The organism is Eisenbergiella sp. OF01-20 (assembly GCF_003478085.1).
Lineage (GTDB): Bacteria > Bacillota > Clostridia > Lachnospirales > Lachnospiraceae > Eisenbergiella.
In genome coordinates, this window is sequence record NZ_QUES01000036.1 from 1 (window position 1) to 18,441 (window position 18,441).

At 42.7% G+C, this 18,441-nt stretch carries 18 protein-coding genes; 3 read left to right on the forward strand and 15 right to left on the reverse strand.

Features of this window, described 5'->3' with window-relative positions:
* Positions 1–150: 150 nt before the first annotated feature.
* The gene (locus DXA36_RS26650) at positions 151–579 is read left to right on the forward strand and encodes a MarR family winged helix-turn-helix transcriptional regulator (RefSeq protein ID WP_118682313.1); all 429 of its coding nucleotides are present in this window, start codon (positions 151–153) and stop codon (positions 577–579) included.
* Between the two features lie 3 nt (positions 580–582).
* Positions 583–1,356: a sulfite exporter TauE/SafE family protein gene (locus DXA36_RS26655; protein ID WP_118682314.1), complete on the forward strand. Its 774-nt coding sequence runs from the start codon at positions 583–585 to the stop codon at positions 1,354–1,356.
* Here the strand turns inward: DXA36_RS26655 and DXA36_RS26660 are convergent.
* The 7 genes from DXA36_RS26660 to DXA36_RS26695 all read right to left on the reverse strand — a co-directional run bounded on the left by DXA36_RS26660 (position 1,334) and on the right by DXA36_RS26695 (position 7,631).
* Entirely contained in the window at positions 1,334–1,675 is a 342-nt protein-coding gene (locus tag DXA36_RS26660) for an MmcQ/YjbR family DNA-binding protein (RefSeq protein ID WP_118682315.1), read from the reverse strand. The two genes, DXA36_RS26655 and DXA36_RS26660, sit on opposite strands and share 23 nt — an antisense overlap.
* 31 nt (positions 1,676–1,706) lie before the next feature.
* Positions 1,707–2,279 carry a manganese efflux pump MntP gene (locus tag DXA36_RS26665; protein WP_118682316.1) on the reverse strand — a complete coding sequence of 191 codons (573 nt, stop codon included), beginning with the start codon at positions 2,277–2,279 and terminating at the stop codon, positions 1,707–1,709.
* Between the two features lie 325 nt (positions 2,280–2,604).
* On the reverse strand, positions 2,605–3,759 hold the full coding sequence (locus tag DXA36_RS26670) for an alanyl-tRNA editing protein (protein WP_118682317.1): 1,155 nt from the start codon (positions 3,757–3,759) through the stop codon (positions 2,605–2,607).
* Positions 3,760–3,784: 25 nt separating this feature from the next.
* Positions 3,785–4,411, reverse strand: a complete 627-nt coding sequence (locus DXA36_RS26675) for a non-canonical purine NTP pyrophosphatase (RefSeq protein ID WP_118682318.1) — start codon at positions 4,409–4,411, stop codon at positions 3,785–3,787.
* 442 nt (positions 4,412–4,853) lie between these two features.
* Complete coding sequence (locus DXA36_RS26685) at positions 4,854–5,669, reverse strand: SIMPL domain-containing protein (protein WP_243114751.1); 816 nt, start codon at positions 5,667–5,669, stop codon at positions 4,854–4,856.
* 134 nt (positions 5,670–5,803) lie between these two features.
* A complete protein-coding gene (locus DXA36_RS26690; protein ID WP_118682319.1) occupies positions 5,804–6,310 on the reverse strand; it encodes a GNAT family N-acetyltransferase in 507 nt (168 codons plus the stop codon).
* A 607-nt stretch (positions 6,311–6,917) separates the two neighbouring features.
* Positions 6,918–7,631: a hypothetical protein gene (locus DXA36_RS26695; RefSeq protein ID WP_118682372.1), complete on the reverse strand. Its 714-nt coding sequence runs from the start codon at positions 7,629–7,631 to the stop codon at positions 6,918–6,920.
* 408 nt (positions 7,632–8,039) lie between these two features.
* Between DXA36_RS26695 and DXA36_RS26700 the strand changes: the two genes are divergently transcribed.
* Positions 8,040–9,158 (forward strand): acyltransferase family protein, encoded by a 1,119-nt coding sequence (locus DXA36_RS26700; RefSeq protein WP_182479269.1) that lies wholly within the window; start codon positions 8,040–8,042, stop codon positions 9,156–9,158.
* A 6-nt stretch (positions 9,159–9,164) separates the two neighbouring features.
* Here the strand turns inward: DXA36_RS26700 and DXA36_RS26705 are convergent, their stop codons facing one another.
* From DXA36_RS26705 to DXA36_RS26740, 8 genes are all read right to left on the reverse strand, one after another.
* The gene (locus tag DXA36_RS26705) at positions 9,165–10,049 is read right to left on the reverse strand and encodes a CPBP family intramembrane glutamic endopeptidase (protein WP_118682321.1); all 885 of its coding nucleotides are present in this window, start codon (positions 10,047–10,049) and stop codon (positions 9,165–9,167) included.
* 13 nt (positions 10,050–10,062) lie between these two features.
* Positions 10,063–11,112 carry a helix-turn-helix domain-containing protein gene (locus tag DXA36_RS26710; RefSeq protein ID WP_118682322.1) on the reverse strand — a complete coding sequence of 350 codons (1,050 nt, stop codon included), beginning with the start codon at positions 11,110–11,112 and terminating at the stop codon, positions 10,063–10,065.
* A 702-nt stretch (positions 11,113–11,814) separates the two neighbouring features.
* The gene (locus DXA36_RS26715) at positions 11,815–12,510 is read right to left on the reverse strand and encodes a hypothetical protein (RefSeq protein WP_118682323.1); all 696 of its coding nucleotides are present in this window, start codon (positions 12,508–12,510) and stop codon (positions 11,815–11,817) included.
* Between the two features lie 2 nt (positions 12,511–12,512).
* On the reverse strand, positions 12,513–12,959 hold the full coding sequence (locus tag DXA36_RS26720; protein WP_118682324.1) for a hypothetical protein: 447 nt from the start codon (positions 12,957–12,959) through the stop codon (positions 12,513–12,515).
* On the reverse strand, positions 12,946–15,189 hold the full coding sequence (locus DXA36_RS26725; protein ID WP_147366654.1) for a hypothetical protein: 2,244 nt from the start codon (positions 15,187–15,189) through the stop codon (positions 12,946–12,948). Before DXA36_RS26725 ends, DXA36_RS26720 begins: the two co-directional genes overlap by 14 nt.
* Positions 15,189–15,566, reverse strand: a complete 378-nt coding sequence (locus DXA36_RS26730) for a hypothetical protein (protein WP_118682326.1) — start codon at positions 15,564–15,566, stop codon at positions 15,189–15,191. Before DXA36_RS26730 ends, DXA36_RS26725 begins: the two co-directional genes overlap by 1 nt.
* Positions 15,567–15,608: 42 nt before the next feature.
* Entirely contained in the window at positions 15,609–18,008 is a 2,400-nt protein-coding gene (locus tag DXA36_RS26735) for a phage tail protein (protein WP_118682327.1), read from the reverse strand.
* A gap of 27 nt (positions 18,009–18,035) precedes the next feature.
* Entirely contained in the window at positions 18,036–18,257 is a 222-nt protein-coding gene (locus DXA36_RS26740; RefSeq protein WP_118682328.1) for a hypothetical protein, read from the reverse strand.
* Positions 18,258–18,441: the final 184 nt, after the last annotated feature.

Consider the following 18,441-nt stretch of genomic DNA (forward strand, 5'->3'; position numbering starts at 1 on the left):
GTTGGGACATTTTCGCTTGGGGTATATAAGGACATTATCATAAATGGTTCATAGTTTGTAAGTTTTATGTAAAACACGGCTTGACTTTTACGGTATTCATGTTATTATAAACCCAGTTAGTTCTAAAAAGAACTATATGACGGAGGGCGTATGAATCGAATTATTGATTATCTGATCACAGGCAGAAGCCTTACCAAAGCGTATAATAAGCATCTGGGCGAGGTCAGTGACAGTTACGGCCTGAACCGGATGGAAATAAACGTCCTTTTATTTTTGTACAACAATCCGGGCTATGATACGGCCTCGGATATCGTGGAACTGCGTTCCTTCCCCAAATCAAATGTGTCCAAAGCCGTGGATGCCCTGACAGGAAGAGGATATCTGGAAGGAATCACCGATAAGGAGGACCGGCGGATTATCCATCTGCGGATATGCCCTCCCGCACTGGAAGCGGTTAAGGCCGCCAGAGAACGGCAGGAGGATTTTCTGCGTTTTATATACAGAGGAATTACAAAGGAAGAAAAGAAGGTAGTGGATCACGTGTTATCCGTTATATCCCATAACCTGAAGGAGATGTAGAATATGCTTGAAACGATTATTGTATGTATTATTGCCGGACTCGGAGCCGGCATAGGCACAGGATTTGCGGGAATGTCGGCTGCTGCCGTCATTTCGCCCATGCTTATCACTTTTCTGGGATTTCCCGCCTACGAAGCCGTCGGTATCGCCCTGGCTTCCGATGTTCTGGCTTCCGCTGTATCGGCCTACACCTACGGAAAGCACAAAAACCTGGACATAAAAAATGGAATCATAATGCTCGTTTCCGTTCTTGTATTCACCCTTGCCGGAAGCTTTATCGCATCTAAGGTGCCCAACCGATCCATGGGAAGCTTTTCCGTATTTATGACACTTCTGCTAGGTATCAAATTTTTGGTTAGGCCCGTTATGACCACCAAAGAGTCACAGGCCAATAAGGATACGCGCACAAAAGTCATCCAGTCCCTCGTCTGCGGCGCCTTAATCGGCTTCATCTGCGGCTTTATCGGGGCCGGCGGCGGAATGATGATGCTGCTTATCCTTACAAGTGTACTTGGCTACGAGTTGAAAACAGCAGTGGGAACCAGCGTTTTTATCATGGCTTTCACGGCGTTTACCGGCGCTGTTTCCCATTTTACCATCGGAGGCATGCCCGATATACCCGCTCTGCTGCTCTGTATCCTGTTCACCCTTCTTGGCGCAAGGCTGGCTGCCCGTTTTGCCAACAAAGCCTCCGCAAAAACCCTGAACCGGGCTACCGGAGGCGTCCTTACCCTGCTGGGGCTGGTGATGGTTCTTATGAATTTTCTGCCGGCTTAACAAGTCCGTAGCTTTCGGTAATCATGCGCCGGACATCCTTGTCCGGCACCGTGCCGTCCAGGATTATGGTATTCCAATACCGTTTATTCATATGATAGCCCGGAATTACTGCCGGATATGCTTCCCGCCAGAAACGGATCCATTCCGGATCGCATTTTACATTCACCTGTATCCCTCCGTCCCGTTCATAGATATAGGCAAATGACTTTTTATTTCCTCTGCACCGCATTACCGTCCAGTTTTCATCATGAAAAGGGTAATCCTCATAGACTCCCTTCAAGGTCCGGCAAAAAGCGATAACCTCTTTTCTTGTTTTCATATCTGCGCCTCCCCGTTTATTGCCGGCATTCTCAGAAATTTAAAACCCCCAGATGCTCAAGGAGTATTTTCGTTCCCATCAGAATCAGGATAACCCCTCCTGCCAGCTCTGCTTTCGCCTTAAATTTCGTACCGAACACATTTCCTATTTTAATTCCCAGAACGCTTAAGAAAAAGGTGATAACCCCGATAAAGGATACTGCAGGGACGATGTCCACGCTGAGGAAGGCAAAGGTAACTCCCACCGCAAGCGCATCGATGCTTGTAGCCACCGCAAGAGGAACCATCGTCTTAACCTGAAACGAATCATTCTTACATTCCCCTTCCTCCTCCTTTTCCCGGGACTCCTTCACCATATTCAATCCGATAAGGCAAAGCAGGACAAACGCGATCCAATGGTCGATATTGGTAATCAGGTCTTTGAACTGTGTCCCCAGGAAATAGCCGATTAACGGCATTCCCGCCTGAAATCCGCCGAAATACAATCCGGCGATCAGCCCATTTTTCCAGCTCATTTTCTTCATGGAAAGCCCCTTGCAGATAGACACCGCAAAGGCATCCATGGACAGCCCCACCGCAATCACCATCAATTCCCAAAGATTCATTCTTTTTTCCTCCTCTTTTGCCCCTGTTCCAGCGGTCCCTATCCGTCTGAGCCGCTGCCTTTTTTCTGCGGGCAACGATCCAAACGAACGAACATGCATATTCACCTGGCGACTGCCATACACATGTACCGCCGTCTCTTGTTAAGGAAAGCCATACCAGCCGGGTGCACTTAAAAAAGACCTATCTGCCCCCCTGGGCAGACAAGTCTCATCATTTAAAGCAAAGCCAGATAGCCAGGCTATCAGTATGTTGACTTCACTACACTATCAAGTGCCAACTACTCCCTTATCGTGGAGTTCATCATATCATCCTGATAAAAATAAGTCAATAATGTTCTTGAAAAAATTTCCGGATTGCCTGTTCCCCAGCCTGAAGGGAACCCTGAATCATGGGGTTCTTTCCGCCGCCCCTGCCGTTCAGCTCCTGATTCATTCTTTTACCCAGCGCAGCTACGTCCTTCTCCTGGCTGCATACCACATATTTATAGCCCCCGCTGTCGCTTCCGGAAAAGACAGCGGCAAGTCCTGCCCTCGAAGACACCAGATCCGCAAGCCTGCGCACCTCTACCGCATTCAGCCCTGCTTCAAAAAGGATCGCCTTTTCCTGTCCCTGAGGGATTTCCTTTAAAAGCATTTCAAATAACCGCTGTTTTAAGGCTATATTTTCCTGCTTCAGTTCCTGCATCTGATCCAGCTGTTTTTGTACCGCCTCCCCGATTTCTTCAGGCTTCGCGGACAAAAGCTTGGACACGGCCTTCACATTTTTCTGTTTCGTATCATAATCGTTCAGTGCCATCCAGCCAATCTGCAGGGTAAGGCGGATCCCCGACTTATAGTGCTCGGAAGAAGTCACCTTAATCGGGCCAATTTCCCCGGTACGCTTCACATGCGTTCCACAGCAGGCACATACATCCGCTCCGGGAACGGTAACAATACGGATATCCCCGTCAATTTCCTTTTTGCTGCGGTAAGCAAGTTTCTCCAGCACTTCCCCTGAAGGATACTCAGCAAGTATTCTTTCATCCGCAAGCACTGCCGCATTTGCCTGTTTCTCCGCTTCGGCTATCTGTTCTTCCGTTAAAAGACCGCTGAAATCAACGGTCACAAAATCCTTTCCCATATGAAAACCGATATTATCGTATCCGTACATCCTATGAATCATTCCCGAAAGGATATGCTCACCGGAATGCTGCTGCATGTGGAGAAACCGCCGGTTCCAGTCAAGTCTTCCGTGTACCGTCGTTCCCGGCTCCAGATATTTGGTGCAGATATGCAGGACATAATCTTTTTTGTCCCTTACATCCGTCACTTCCCCCTGTCCCAGATACCCCTGGTCAGCGGGCTGTCCCCCTCCTTCCGGGAAAAAAGCAGTCTCATCCAGAACTACTTCATAACCGTTCTTTCCTTCCACACAGCTTTGCACCCTGGCATCAAACTCTTTTATGTACGCATTTTCGAAATAAAGCCTTTTGGTAACCATCCTGTTTTCTCCTCATTATTCTTCCCTATGAGGCCGGCATCCTGTCTATACCGGAAAGAGCATTCCTGAAAAAACGTACAAAGCCTTCTTTTTGGGAAGCCATGCACTGCAGCTGTCCGTCATCCACAAAATAGCTGCCGGTAACAATATCCACAGATATACAATCCAACGGAAAGCCCTCCTCCTTTTGCTCTTTGGCTCTGTCTACCAGATAAAAACTTCCTCCTCCGATATCCATCCCCTCATATTCATATCGTTCCCCGCTGTTCATCAGCAGGCAAACAGCGTTTCTGTACTCCGCCAGACATTTTCCGCCCAGCCTGCGTGCGATACCTGCATAATAAGCTGTCATTTCCCTGTCTGACAGCCGGCGGCCTCCCACATTGCGCACATGGATCCCCGGCTGCTCTTCCTGCGGCAACCCGCTGATATAAAGTCCGCTGTCACAGGAAAAAACCGGCTTATGGAAAATCCCGTAATAATATTCCGCCTTCAATCTGGCATTTTCCAAAGGAGTTCTTCCTGTTTCCACAGGAACCTCTTCTGCTTTGGACAATTCATTCAGACTTATTAATGTTACATCCAGTTCCTTCAGGTAATCTTCCATCACCGTAAATTTGGCAGGATTTCCTGTCCCATATATTAATTCCATTTTATTACACCTGTCTCCCTTTCGGGAGCTTTTCCTGTGATAGCTCCGCTTCCACAGTAGTAACAGCCATCCGGCCTGGCTGCTTTCCTGACAGCAAGTAACAGTTCAGACAGGTCTGAACTGTTACTGCAGCTACCACTCTTTTTTCAGATCCTCTTGCGCCAGCCCGTACCGTTTGAGAAAATCCTGCATGTCACTTTGGCTTCGGATATACAAGATCTCTTCCGTATACCCTGTTTTTTTATCCCGGAAGCAAGCTACCTTTTCCCCCGTGCAGATGCTGCACCTTAATACCGGTATCTGGTTCTCTCTGTGAAATTCCGGGTAAGTTATATCTTTTTTCTTTTTAAAAAGAGCCACTTGCCTCTCATCCCCTGTTTCAATGCAGTTTCGGCCACCGCAGCCGCAGGAAGGAAACACTGCCGACGCGGTGGCCGCCGCCTTATTCTACCGCATAGTTCAGCTTTACTGTTATCATAGCTGTTTTATATCTGGAACTGGTATCAAATGCGCCGTCGTAGCTGTATTCCCCGGAACCCGAATTCTTGGCGGTAATCTGGAAAACCCCCAGATTCGCACTCAGCATCTGCCCTGTTTTGCTTCCGGTTCCCGCCGCCATAATATCGATTCTCTGCTTGGCATTGTCCGTTGCCTTTTCAATAAGCTCCAGCTTCACCTCATCCAGTTTGGTGCAATAATATTCAGGAGAATTGGAAACAAACTCCACCCCGGATTCAATCAGCTTGGTAATATCCCGGGAAATATTCTCTACCTTATCAATATCCTCAGAGGTTACGGACAGACTCTGATACAGATCATATCCATCCGGATAATCCCTTATATAATTACCGTTTTCATCATATTCCGTACGGTAACGCTGGGAAATATCCACAGAACTGAATACCAGTTCCTCCTCGGAAACCCCGTTTTCCAGCAGATATTCCTTTACTATTTCCGAATCTCTCTTGATGATGGAATAGGCTTCCTTGGGCGTAGCCCCATAAGTGGAAAAGCTACCTCTCCATACTATCAGATCCGATTCAAAATCCAGGCTGGCCGATCCGGTTGCCGTAAGCCCTCCTGCACCGGCGGTTTTTTTATAATTCACCAGGCTGCCGGAAAAAATCATAACACACAAAATAGCCGTAATTCCTGCAATTAAAGCGATAATAATCGCTTTCCAGTCTCCCAGACCGCCCTTTTTCCTGTCCGGTGTGTAATCTTCCCGCTGCCTTCCTGTTTCTTTTTTCTCATCCATTGGCATACCTCCCTTTACTCCCTATATTTTTCTGCTATGCTTTCAGTATAGCAGTGGAGAAAGGAAAAACAAGGAATATTTTCTTAATTCTTGCTGTTGCGGTAACCGTTCAGACAGACCCTTGTGCCCTTTTATCATACGTGGATAATTGCATATAAGTAAGAATCCTGTATGCATCCGTTTTTAAAAATACTTTTTCTTTTAATTCCTTCCAATTGGAGGCCTGCCTTTTCCAGAACCCCCCTGGAAGCCAGGTTGGTGGAAAACGGCTCCGCATAAATACGCACCAGCTTATAGCGGCGGAATGCTTCCTCACACATCTGCTGCACCGCCCTGGTCATAATCCCTTTTCTCCAGAACGGTTCCCCCAGCCAGTAGCCAAGCTCCGCCGATTTACAGTATACGTCATCCTTTCGTATCACGGCTATACTTCCCACCGCTTCGCCGTTCACCACAATAGCCCTGGACAGCTGTGTTTTTCCCTCTTTTTCCATACAGTCCCTGACAAACCACTGCGCATCTTCTTCCGTATAGGGATAAGGGAAGGAATCCCGCAGCCTCCCTGCTATTTTTTCATTGTTGGCGTATTTTGCCACACCGGGTATATGATCTTCTTTCCACTCTTCCAATATAAAATCCATGTTATTATCCTCCGATATCTGATTTCCTGTTATCATTCCTATATCACTGCATACATGTATAGTGATATAGGAACGAATACGATACGTATCTATGTTCCGATATACCGGCCATCCGTTTTATGCCGCGCCCTCCCTCTGTGGTGATGGCAGCGGCCTCTACATGACTTTCGGCCATTTTCCCTTCCATCCTCTTTTCATCTGATATCCCATAGATTCATACATAATATGGAAACCTTCCTTTACCGGGGCTGTTTTTACAGCTGCTGCCCCATCGATTTTACATCTGTGCGCCCGTGCTCTCTCCAACCCGTAAGCTGCGGGAATAAACTGCAAAAAAAACCGCAGAGATCGTCAGAATGAAAACTCTGGAATCCATGCGGTTAAATCCTATCTATTCAGACCACACAGATACAAGCCTCTGCGTACTTGCATCTGCATTATACAGCTACAAGCACCGGAAGTTCATGGACATGACTGCGGGCATCATAAAATCTGCAGTTTTGGTCATTTTCTTATCCATAAATAACTCCTGTACTGTGAAATCTCTTCCAATTGGTATCAGTGTAGCAAAAATAGGCCTAAAAATCAACTCATAACGGAACTTTTTTTAATTTACATCCGGCACTAATGATAACGTATCCGCGTACCCCATATCAATTGCCCACTGTCCTTCAGATTTTACCTCCAGATAGCAGGTTGTATTTTTAGGATTGTTTATTACCATTTGTCCTGCATAGGGGCCGATTGCGCTGGCAAGCAGCTGGCTTGTCCCATCGGAATAATGAGCCCATACTATAAAATTCCCTTTTCCTGAATTGCTCATAGATAAGATAGTACCCGTGGAAGGGAGGGAAAACATCCCGGTAACCTTATCCCCCACGCTGGTCACTGATTTCGTGGACAGGTTAGTGACCGTAGATACGGTTATTGTCCAATTGCCGTCTCCCCGTACATCAAGGGAACCCAACGGCACAGCGGAATTACCATCTGATAAAAGAGTTGTTCCCGCATAAACACCTATGGCATTTACAAGCAGTTCCGTACGCTCATCTGTAATAAATCTCACACTAAAATTACTTTTTCCACCATAGGTACAGGTGATTTTGTAAGCTGTCCCCTGGGGAAGCACTACATTGGGGATCGTTAAATTCCCGTTGCCCGCATATTGAAGTACCGGCACCGCCGCGGGAACGGAGGTATCACTGAAATCGGTGCGTACCGTTACCGGCCCTATCCAGTTTGCCGCCTGAACAGACATCGCCGTACCGCAGAGCAAAGCAAGGGACAAGCCAAAAGCAAGCAGTTTCTTAAACTTATTCATAAAGACCTCCTTATACATAACTGTTTAATACCTTCACCTTTATACGGGCAAATTATAGCACAGGCAGGATCTTCATTCAATTCCCATTAGAAATATTTAATAAAACATTAGGAAAATAAAAAGTATTTGTAAATTAAGAAAACCTTAAAAATATTTTTCATAAGGCTTTTTATTTTTCCCTTATAGTGTATGATAGATTACATGTTTTTTCGTGTGAGGAAGAATACTGTTACTGTTCACTCAGTGCTGTGCATTTACTGCACAGTACGTGAGAAAGTGATTCAAGAGTGCATAAATCCCATCGCCGTAGGCGATTTTAATGGATTTATGCAGGTTACTGGTCACGGAGTGAACAGTAACAGAATACGAGTCCCATATACTGCATATTATATAACGAGGACATTTTTTATGTATATATTCATACTGCTTTTGCTGTTTATACTTCTTTTTCAAGTAAGCTCCTCCGGGCCGGAACACTTCCAGGAGGATCATTTTACTAAAAATTTTGAGTTGCCGCTCCGCGGTTTCTTCACCCTGGTTATTGTTTACCATCATCTGTCCCAATATCTGGACAACCCCGGTCCCTTCCGGGTCTTTCTGGAGGTGGGAATTCTTTGTGTGGCCGCATTTTTCTTTTATTCCGGATATGGGCTGATGAAAAGTGTCCTTACCAACCAGAACTATTTCCGGCACTTTTTTCTACGCAGGTATATAAAAATATTTGTCCCCTTTTTTATTTGCAATATCCTATATCTTTTTGTGTATTATCTGACCGGCGACCGTTTCGGGCTGAAGCTTTCGCTGGAATATGTAAGTGGAATACAGCTTATTAATCCCCAATCCTGGTATATTATTGTAATTGCCCTTTTTTACTTTGTATTCTTTGTAACCTTCCGTTTTACCCGGAACCGGATAATCAGCTTTTTTCTGCTGGGAGTTTTCCAGATTGCTTTTCCCACCTATTGTATGGTTAAGGGGCCGGGTATTTACTGGTTTCAGGGTGAATGGTGGTTCAACTCCAGCAGCCTGTTTTTTATCGGTATCCTTATAGCCCAGTTTGAAAAGCCTATTATGAAATACACACGGAAATGGTATTATCCGCTTCTACTCGTCTCTGCAGGGGCCTTTCTTTATTTCTTCCCGAAATCCGTACAAGTATTGGATAGAATTGAGCCGCTTCTTATGAAGGAACATATCTTTGCAAAAGAGATGCTTGGAAACTGGATATGCTTTATATGGCAGACCCTTGCCGTTATCAATTTTATGATTTTTGTTTTTCTTCTCACCTTAAAAATACGATTTACAAACCGTATCCTCATTTTTCTGGGAAGCCGGTCCTTTGAACTTTATTTAATCCACGGACTGTTTCTGGAGGTGTTCCGCAGCGATAAATTTTATATACAAAGTGATTTTTTATATACAGCAGCAGTACTTTTATTATCGTTGGGCTGCGCTTCTTTCATGTATTACCCTTTTAAAATGATCTCTAAAAAGCTGGAACAATATAGCCTGCAGCTATATAAATGACTTCCGTCAGGCCGGCATATTTACCGCATTCCCTTTCCATCCGATATCCCAAAGCGCTGCTGCCGCCAGCCCTATTAAAAAGATGCCTCCCAGTATGCCTGTGGGATCCGGGCCGAGGAACGGGTTCACCTGACCGTCCGTAAAAAGCATGGACGGCGAGAACAGATCCATCCCGTTCAGCGCCGCATGAAAAACAACACAACTCCAAACCGTCCCTGTCCGGAAAAACAACCAGCCCTGAATAAAGCCCAATACTGTACAGAACAGCACCATGGCTCCAATTCCCGCCACCGGATGACCTGTTCCATAATTAAAACCACAGGCTATTACCGGTGCATGCCATGCCCCCCATATCACTCCGGTAAGAAGCACCGCCTTCCACGGCTCCATAAAATCCAGCAGCTTGGGAAGCAGATAACCGCGCCATCCGGCTTCCTCTCCCAGACATTGCACCAGCCCCATCACAGGATTTACCAATACTGCCAGCGGGAGGGTAGCTGCCAGATACCCTATGTACTCTGCTATGGTTTTACTCCCGCTATCCTGCGCACAAAGAGAGGAAAGCGGCTGGAAGTCTTTGGGGAAAACCAGAAAATAGAACGCCGCGCCCATAAAAGCAAGAAAAGGCGTAATAATCCATATGGCAACATACCATCCCTTGTTTCTCCTGAAATACGGGCGTATAAAGGCATCTTTTTTTCCTTCCCCGGTAAGCAGCCTTGCTGCAAGTGCGCTCAGTCCCGGCGTCAGCATGAGCAGAAGCAGTACTATAGTTTCTCTGCAGCGTATATAAACTGCCCCTAATATAAATAAGAAAATAAGCGTAAACATGCCGAATATAAAAATACGTCTTTTTGTTTCCGTTTTCTGCTCTTTTTCACTTGCCTTCATTTAACACCATCCCTTACTCATTTCTTTCCCACGGTTCTGTTCCCCTCCTCTTAACAGATATCATGATTCCTCCCACCGAAAAAGCAACCGCAAGCAAAATACAGATAATAAACAGAATCATTGTGGTATTTCCATTAATATATTCATCACTCCAAAATCTGAAGTCACAAGGCTGCAGCACAAAAGGCTTTCTGTCTATAATCATATGCAAAATACTGTTGATAAACAAATTATAAATACCGCTGAAGCCCAGTGCCGCAGCTGTCCGGAAATATGGGTGTATGTTCAGATAACGAATAATAATAAGGAGGCCCCATACATATATAAGCCCGGCAACTGCTGTGGGACAGGCTATTGTAAAATAATCCTCCATATTTCCGCTGTAATGCAGGGCCGAGGCCAGAAGGATAAACAGAAGAATCGTATCCGCTGCAATACACAATAATGCCTTATGCCGACACAGGCTTACCGGCAGCGGCAGATTAGGCAGAATAAAAGGCAGAAAGACTACGGAAAAACCCAAAGTTACCGACCACAATGCTACAAAAAACCAGCCTCCCCCGGTATACACAGCGCAGACAAGCAGCAGCAACAGAATGGATAACCAGAAACTGCCCAGTGTCACTGCTGCTTTATACTTTTTCAGGTATAGAGGAAGGGAAAGAAGGCAGAAAGCTGTCAGAATCCCTGCACCTACAATAAAAAACCAGGAAAGCCTGTGCTCTGTTGCAAGATTGGCAATGAAACAAGTAAGCAGTGTAATACCATAGATAACCAGCATGGTTATGGAATAACCCCGGATCATGTTCTGATAGGAAGCCGCCTGCTTTTCCAGCTTTTTCTGTTCCATATCTTCACTTGCTGTAATCAGCTCATGCTCGCTGATCATAAGAACACTGCATATCTGGGATACCAGGGATATATCCGGATAAGATATGCCTCTCTCCCATTTTGATACGGCCGATTCTGTCACAAACAGCCGCTGGGCCATCTCCTTTTGGGTCAATCCGCATTCTTCTCTTTTCCTTCGCAGAAACTTACCAAATGTATCTTTTTCTTCCATCTCTCCAGTCTTCCTTTCTTTCCATGGATCCCCTCTATAGCAAAGGGCTGCTTTTTCTTTCCTTATACCCTTTTATTTTGGCAATGTCAATGAAATCCACTGTAATTGGAACTCGACCGTCAGGCCAGCTGGAGTTTTTCGGGAGTTCCGAGAGGTTGGTATTTTTTTTAATTATTCAAATATGATACAAATATCTACTTTCGCAAACTTAATGTTTAAAGAGTTATTTTTTTTGTGTATTTATTGAAATAATAAATGACTTCAGTATACATTAATATAATTTAGGATAAATATTATATTTTAAACTATATAAAGTTAAAACTTATCACTACTCTTTATAAATATTAATTTTCTTAGTTTTAAATTAAATCAGAATTTAGCTTTACGCTGTGGTTATATAAACACAGCAAGAAAGCTTGCAACAGTTTGTAACTCATCGGGTGTTAAGACAACTTACACATATACCGCCCCTGAAGCTTGTTGCGTTACAGGCACAGCAAGATTATGGAGTGAAAATTCTTGTGCCGTTATAAAATTGGATAATGTCGAAATATTTAGAGTGGGTGGAGGAGACACACTTTACGGTGAATATTTTCCGATCACAGTTTTTCTGCGGGAAGGACAGAGCTTTTCCATTTATTTCAGTAGTGTCAATAATGGTACTAATGATATAAATGCTTTTGCTTTACTTTAAAGCGGCCTTTAATATACAATAATTATCCTTACTTTTGAAAAGGAAAACCCCCAATGATAGTTACGATTTGAACCTCCAGATATCTCTATATTACCAGTATTAGTATCGTAAGATACTAGCCTAAGACCTTGAAAACTAAGACAATCGGTACTACCTATAGGATAATTTGTATATGCAATAGGCATCCATACTATATTGTCTTTTGTGATATTTTTGTAGGAAGAAAAAACCGATGATATATTAAAAATAGAATTCCTAGCCCCTATGCTTGATTGGGAAACAGCATTGATAATTCCAAGATCAATACCATTACCCAATAATTTTTTTGATGCTGCATCGGCACCCAACTGGGCGTAGTATTTTACGTCCGCGCCGCTTCCCTCTGAGATAAAATTCACCCCTCCTAAATTCTGATTTAATTCCTTTCCAGCCAAAGCCCCCATCACATATCCAGTCTCAGAATTAGACGCAATATCGTTAATATTGTCAATTACTCTGCTTTTATCCAGACTTTCATTCACGGCCTGGTTCGTTTTATTTATTTGGCCCTGTCCAAATAGGCTTCCTATCTGGTCATATTCCGTAGTATCCTCAAAGGATACGGTGCCATCCGGATTTTGTATCATCCGATATCTGCGACGTCCTTCCATAGACTCGCTCATAATATCGTCCTTAAAATCTACGGGTAAAATTTCTTTTGCCATTATTAAATACCACCTTTCTTGTTACCTAAACGAAATGCAAGTCTGGGTAATCCGGCCTGCTGCCGTTCAAGTATTTTATACATTTGCAATGTAGCTGTTTCTAATCTGTTACATTCCGTCCAGTCAATAAATTTGCCGTTATCATAAAAACTCTGGGCAGTCCCATAATTATCAGTAAATATATGAGTATTGATTGCATCTACATTTTCTTCCATACGGTTAAATTCATCCGCATAAAAATAGGATGCATAGCTTTCCTTATCTTCTCCCATTTCAGAAATTGAAAAATAAGGATATAGATGAACTGCCCATTCATGTAAATAATTAATATTTCCTTTAATCCTATTGTAATCCGAAATATTAAACGGATCTGTTTTCTTCCAGTCTGTTTTGGGACTTACCCACTGTAATTCAACATCCGCGTTTCTTTGCTGATTATTCCCTGCCAACTTCCATCACCACCTTCCTCGCTTTCATTGCAGCCTCCCAGGCTCCGTTAAATCTGATTTCATTTTGATATCCGCAAATCATAGGATTTTCTCGTTCCTTTAATTCGAGAAAAAAGAAATCATTTGCATCAATTCTGGGATCTCCCCGCATTTTCAAACTATATTCTATATCTCCTAAATAATATGATGCCAGCCATTTTTCCAGATCGGCGGCCTGCTGCCAGGTGCTGATAAGCGGATTTTTCCATACCTTTACTTCTCCTTGGTAATTATGTTTTACGCTATAATAATTCTCTTCCACTTTGTATTCATATCCACTGACTTTACATGTAACAGAAGTTTTATCCATGACACCATTAAATTTAATCGTTGCAAAAAAATTACTATAATCTTTAATATCACAGGTTATGAGGGGATTTTCTAATACCTCGGCTGAAAATCCATAAGAAGCGTTAGTAAAATATACGGTATATGTGTCTGATTCCGGACTTATTACCATTTCTTCCGTACATAAATCTTTTCTTGATTCGGCTGAGTTATGGTAAATTCTCCTCAAGATATCAATAGATTTAACTTTACTCTGCCTTATCCCTGTCGGGGAATCGATTAAATCGGTACCGTATTCAAGTGTATAATCGGTGATATCTCCTATTTCTATGGAATCTACCGTTATGCGGCTATAAGGCTTTCCTTTTGTAAAAATAAATTCCATTTTATCAAATAAAGGAAACTCATCGTGTGATACAAATAAGTCCTCGGGTTCAGTTATGGTAATTACAGTAACCGGATTGTTTTGGTAGAAAGTATGTATTTCAAATGCATCCGGCGCCACATTTCTAAAAGATACCCTTACTCCAAATGCAGTCATAGCTGCCTCAAGGTTTATAGTAATAACCGGATTTGTTACAAAATTACCTGTTTCATTTGCAATACTTTCACTTACATAGCCGGTCTGTAAAAAATCCCCCTTTTTTGAAATAAAATATATACTGCCGTCAACAATTGAAAAATTTTTACTTTCCATGGCATAGGCGTTCTTTGTCTCATTATTCAGAATATTCTGAACCTTGCTGAATACGGTTTGATCATCGGAAGATGCCTGCATTTCCGGAATAAAGGAACCTTGCATATGAATTCTGCATTTTCGGTCATAGGTCAGCACACATCTGCCGGCATTGGCAATCATCTGTAGGGCTTCCGTATGTTTTACTACGGGTATGGGATTATAAACATAAATATTTTTAAGATAAGGATCGATAAAGTATTCTTTTTCATCAACAATACCTGCATCCTGAAGGACATCAAGAGCCAGCTCATAAAGGCTGATTCCTTCTGATCGGTACAATCCTTTATAATATGTTCCCGACAAATAATCGAATTTGTCCGTTGCCGTGAATTTTGCTTGCTTATCATCCGCGGTCCAGCTCTTTAAATAAACTGTATTTTCAGCAATCCATTCAATCGTTCCCATACCATCCACATCATAACCAAAAGCTGCTTTTACCTCCTGCCCCGGTTCCAGAAAAGCTAAGGTGCTGTCCGGATTATCTGCACTATAATATAACTTATGATTATCTACCGTAATACTCATATCCTGGCTCGGTATTGTTTCTGTTATTGGGGAAACAAAATCCTTAAAAGAATATTTTAAGATCTCACCATTGGTAAAGCTGTTTGCTATCCCGCACATAAATTGATAAATCCTGAGTCTTCCCTGTCCCTTACGCATTTTCTGAGGTGTTATCTTAAAATAGGTTGTATTATAAAATACATCTTCGGTAGACCATACTGCTTTGCCGTTATCCGTATAATTATAAATCTCATTCCCATTTTCTATCGTAAAATCAACGGGATAATTTTCACCAAAGTCTATTGTAAGCCCTTTTATATCCAATTCCTGCTGTCTAAAAAGAACATAAATCGTTCCCAGCAGTTCCTCGGTTACCAATCCTTGACGGAAGGCTATATTTTTATCACTTCTTGGAAGAAAGTAGAAATTACCGTCAACTTTTGAAAAATTCTCTTCTCCTGTTGCATATATGCATTCCACCGCTTCCGAATCAAAGGGTCCCCTTACATCAGAAAAATAAGTAAATTGATTTCTTTCATCCGAAATATCGGCGTTTTTTTGTGCCTGGGAATTAACCACACCAATATATATCCGGATATATCCTCTGTTCCGAAGCATATTCTTCATTGACTTTTTATAATTATTACTACACTGCTGCATTATTCCCACCCACAATCTATAAGGTTAATCTGGCAGTTGCGATACCTTTTAATTTGTTTGTCTTTGTCAAGGCTGTATGGTTCTGCACTACGGTTTCCCGGATACATGAACAGTGTTTTTCTATTTCGGGTTTCCGGATCTTCAAAAGTTACAGGGATATAAAAAGGTTTTAACGCCTGCAGCATATTTTCCCATACCTGCGCATCCAGGCAATCCCACTGCATAGAATCCAGTTTATACTGGTTCCTGCCCACAACCTGACCTACAACTGCACCATTAGCATTTATGTTTGATTCTACATTAGTTACGATTGACATCTTGAATCCCCGTTTAGGAGCAGGGAATGCCATTCCGTTCACGAATAAAAAAGCCGACATATTACCTCCTTTCCATACGGCCAACAGGCCATCGCTGCAAGATCAGGCAAAGCTGAAACCATTGCGTTTTCTTCTTTTTTCAAGCGCTTCCAAACCTTCCCTTGTATCAAATATAACATTTCCTTCTTTTTCAAGAATAGCCTGTAATAAATAGTTTTGTTCTTTTAATAAATGATTCTGTTCCTCATTGTTTATCCCCTGTACAACAGCATCCCTGATAGCAGTTGTAATCTGGTCGTTAGCAGCTACTGCAGTTCTGTTCCCTATTGTACCTACCATCTCAGGCAGCCCATTTTCCCGTGCCACAAAAAGTTCTCCTGTATTGGGGTATCCCCCACCGGCAAAGCCTCTTACAGATAAAGCAACACCCCCGCCTATCGTAGACATTTCCTTTTTAACTGACCGGATGGAAGCCTCCATGGAACTACAGATTGTTTTTATCTGGTTATTAAGATTTTGTACAGCATGGAGAACATCACTGCAGGCTTCCCTGACAATCTCTATAAAACTTCTCCATTTAATTCCCCATTCCTGATTGGTTTTTTCCATACCTGTCCTGAGGTCCAGCTGCATAAAACCGAGCTGCGTTTTAACGGAATTACGTATTAGCGTCCATGTAGTCTGGGTAGTCATCAGTATACCCGACCATACCGCTCTCATTATCTGGGAGATTCCTTCTAAAATAATACCCATTTCTTCAGTCAGAATAGTAAGCGGTTCCAGTATCCCCATCCCTATTCCTGCCATACTTTCAACAATAGAATCTGTAAACTGAAGCATCAATTCTGCAAACATCAGCTGAAAATTATAAAATGCGGTTACTATTCCCTGAGAAAATCCTAAAATAGCTGCATTACCGATTTCCATGAACCGTTCCGGACTAAATACCATACTAAAATACGCAAGAAAAGAATTTGCAAACGCATTTATCTGTGCAATACCTTCTTCATTTGATTGAAATGGCTGGAAAAGTCCCATCATAGCATAGTCGCCAATTTCAGACATCTTTTTACTGGGGCTGTTAATGTCAAGGGCATCCTTAAATCCCTGCAAAAAACTGTTACAGAATTCACCAACTGATTTTTTCAATCCTTCCCATGCATCCTGTATCCCCTTCCATAATCCATTGATAATCTCTTTTCCTGTTTCTATGAATTTTGCAGGCAGCTCTTCAAAAAAGCTGATTAATGTATCTGCAATTTCCGGTACTTTCTCTTTAACAAATGCAACGAAATCATCTTTCCATTCCCCTACCTTTTCAAGAACAAGCGTAACGGCTTCGTAAATCCTTCCCGGAAGTCCCATGAACCACTCCACAATATTCTCAATAATTTCGGGTATTTTTTCACTTAAATATTCATAGAGACCTTCTGCCCAGGTGATGATGGCGCCAAGGGCATAACCAAGAGCATACCCTATCTTTTCCGGAAGTTGGGCAAACCAGGAACCGATAGACTCAATAAGTTCCATAAATTTGTCAGGTATCTGTGCAAAAAACGGAAGTACGGTGCCATTCCACCATTCAGCTATGGCCGTCCCCACGGTTGACAGTGTCCCTTCAAACCATCCTAATAATGATTCACCAATTCCTCCGAATATTTCCAGAAGTCCATCCCCAATTGTTCGGAGGCCTTCCATGAATTTGTCTCCATCGAGAGTAAAAATTCCTGTCAGTACTTGTACAACACCAGTAATAACATCAATAATTCCCCCCAGAATAATACCGAGGGCTGCAAATTGACTGGCAATAATATCGATAGCTGCACCAGCTACAATACCAAGAAGTACTGTCATAAAAGAAGCAAAAGCTTCCACAATAGTTTTTAAACCGCTTTCCTCATAAAATTCATAAAGTGAGCTGCCTAAGTTCTTGATTTGCTCCCATAAGGTTCCAATAACCTCACTGATTTTATCAAATGCATTCATGAAACTATCTTTTACTAAATCAAAAGCCAGCTGTACTGCATTCCGAAATGTTTCGCTTGTTTTCCATAGATCCATTAAGGCAAGGGCGAGGGCAGCTATAGCCGCAATAATACCTACAAAAGGTAAGGATAACCCTGATAATGTTGTACCGATAGATGCAAGGGCTCCTCCTCCGCTTCCAAATACGCCTGATATTATCGGCCCCAACCCAGATAAATTCTTTTTTAAGTCTATAATACTTTGACCTGTCTGTGAAAGCGTGCCTATTACCCCGCTGATATTCTCCAATGATAACAGTCCGCCTGCAAGTTCTCTGAATGCTCCTCCAAAATCCCCAGTCTGCATAGAAGAAGCTATTTTTTCCAGACTGGGGACAATAGCACCTGCCATTTTTCCTATAGAGTCTGAAAAAGTGGTAATATTTCCATCAATACTACTGATTGCATCCCCAAAAGTTTTAAGATCCGTTACAAATGTCTGTATCTTACTAACGTCTTCTTCATTTTCTTTTCCCATGAATCACACCACACTTTCATAAGGCGCTCATGGGCGCTCAGTGTCATTTTGTTTCTCTTTATTCTCAAATCTCCTGTTGTATTCTTCAACCCACAACAGAAATTTTTCTTCTCCGCTTATCTGTGTCTCATTCTCAAAAATAGCAAAAGGTTTTTGGGGGTATCTATGCTTCCGTCCCCCAATCGCAGCCGCAATTGATGCCATTTGGTACTGTCCCTGTATCCAGGCATACCAGTTCCCCAACTCCATTTGTTCTTTCCTCTTTTTTTTATAAGAATCCTGATAAATATTAATAATACGCGGATTCATATACCAAAAAGAATCAAATGAAATTCCGTATCGGATAGCTGCCGGCAGCCATACTTCATATATAACCTGACTATATGAGGTAAATTGCCGTTTTGGATAATGTACATCTTCTTCCTCAGTATAA

Bases quoted from the DNA above. Each gene is read 5' to 3' on its own strand.
- DXA36_RS26650 (WP_118682313.1), top strand. From the start codon at position 151: ATGAATCGAATTATTGATTATCTGATCACAGGCAGAAGCCTTACCAAA.
- DXA36_RS26655 (WP_118682314.1), top strand. From the start codon at position 583: ATGCTTGAAACGATTATTGTATGTATTATTGCCGGACTCGGAGCCGGC.
- DXA36_RS26660 (WP_118682315.1), bottom strand. From the start codon at position 1,675: ATGAAAACAAGAAAAGAGGTTATCGCTTTTTGCCGGACCTTGAAGGGA.
- DXA36_RS26665 (WP_118682316.1), bottom strand. From the start codon at position 2,279: ATGAATCTTTGGGAATTGATGGTGATTGCGGTGGGGCTGTCCATGGAT.
- DXA36_RS26670 (WP_118682317.1), bottom strand. From the start codon at position 3,759: ATGGTTACCAAAAGGCTTTATTTCGAAAATGCGTACATAAAAGAGTTT.
- DXA36_RS26675 (WP_118682318.1), bottom strand. From the start codon at position 4,411: ATGGAATTAATATATGGGACAGGAAATCCTGCCAAATTTACGGTGATG.
- DXA36_RS26685 (WP_243114751.1), bottom strand. From the start codon at position 5,669: ATGGATGAGAAAAAAGAAACAGGAAGGCAGCGGGAAGATTACACACCG.
- DXA36_RS26690 (WP_118682319.1), bottom strand. From the start codon at position 6,310: ATGGATTTTATATTGGAAGAGTGGAAAGAAGATCATATACCCGGTGTG.
- DXA36_RS26695 (WP_118682372.1), bottom strand. From the start codon at position 7,631: ATGAATAAGTTTAAGAAACTGCTTGCTTTTGGCTTGTCCCTTGCTTTG.
- DXA36_RS26700 (WP_182479269.1), top strand. From the start codon at position 8,040: ATGTATATATTCATACTGCTTTTGCTGTTTATACTTCTTTTTCAAGTA.
- DXA36_RS26705 (WP_118682321.1), bottom strand. From the start codon at position 10,049: ATGAAGGCAAGTGAAAAAGAGCAGAAAACGGAAACAAAAAGACGTATT.
- DXA36_RS26710 (WP_118682322.1), bottom strand. From the start codon at position 11,112: ATGGAAGAAAAAGATACATTTGGTAAGTTTCTGCGAAGGAAAAGAGAA.
- DXA36_RS26715 (WP_118682323.1), bottom strand. From the start codon at position 12,510: ATGGCAAAAGAAATTTTACCCGTAGATTTTAAGGACGATATTATGAGC.
- DXA36_RS26725 (WP_147366654.1), bottom strand. From the start codon at position 15,189: ATGCAGCAGTGTAGTAATAATTATAAAAAGTCAATGAAGAATATGCTT.
- DXA36_RS26730 (WP_118682326.1), bottom strand. From the start codon at position 15,566: ATGTCGGCTTTTTTATTCGTGAACGGAATGGCATTCCCTGCTCCTAAA.
- DXA36_RS26735 (WP_118682327.1), bottom strand. From the start codon at position 18,008: ATGGGAAAAGAAAATGAAGAAGACGTTAGTAAGATACAGACATTTGTA.
- DXA36_RS26740 (WP_118682328.1), bottom strand. From the start codon at position 18,257: ATGGAGTTGGGGAACTGGTATGCCTGGATACAGGGACAGTACCAAATG.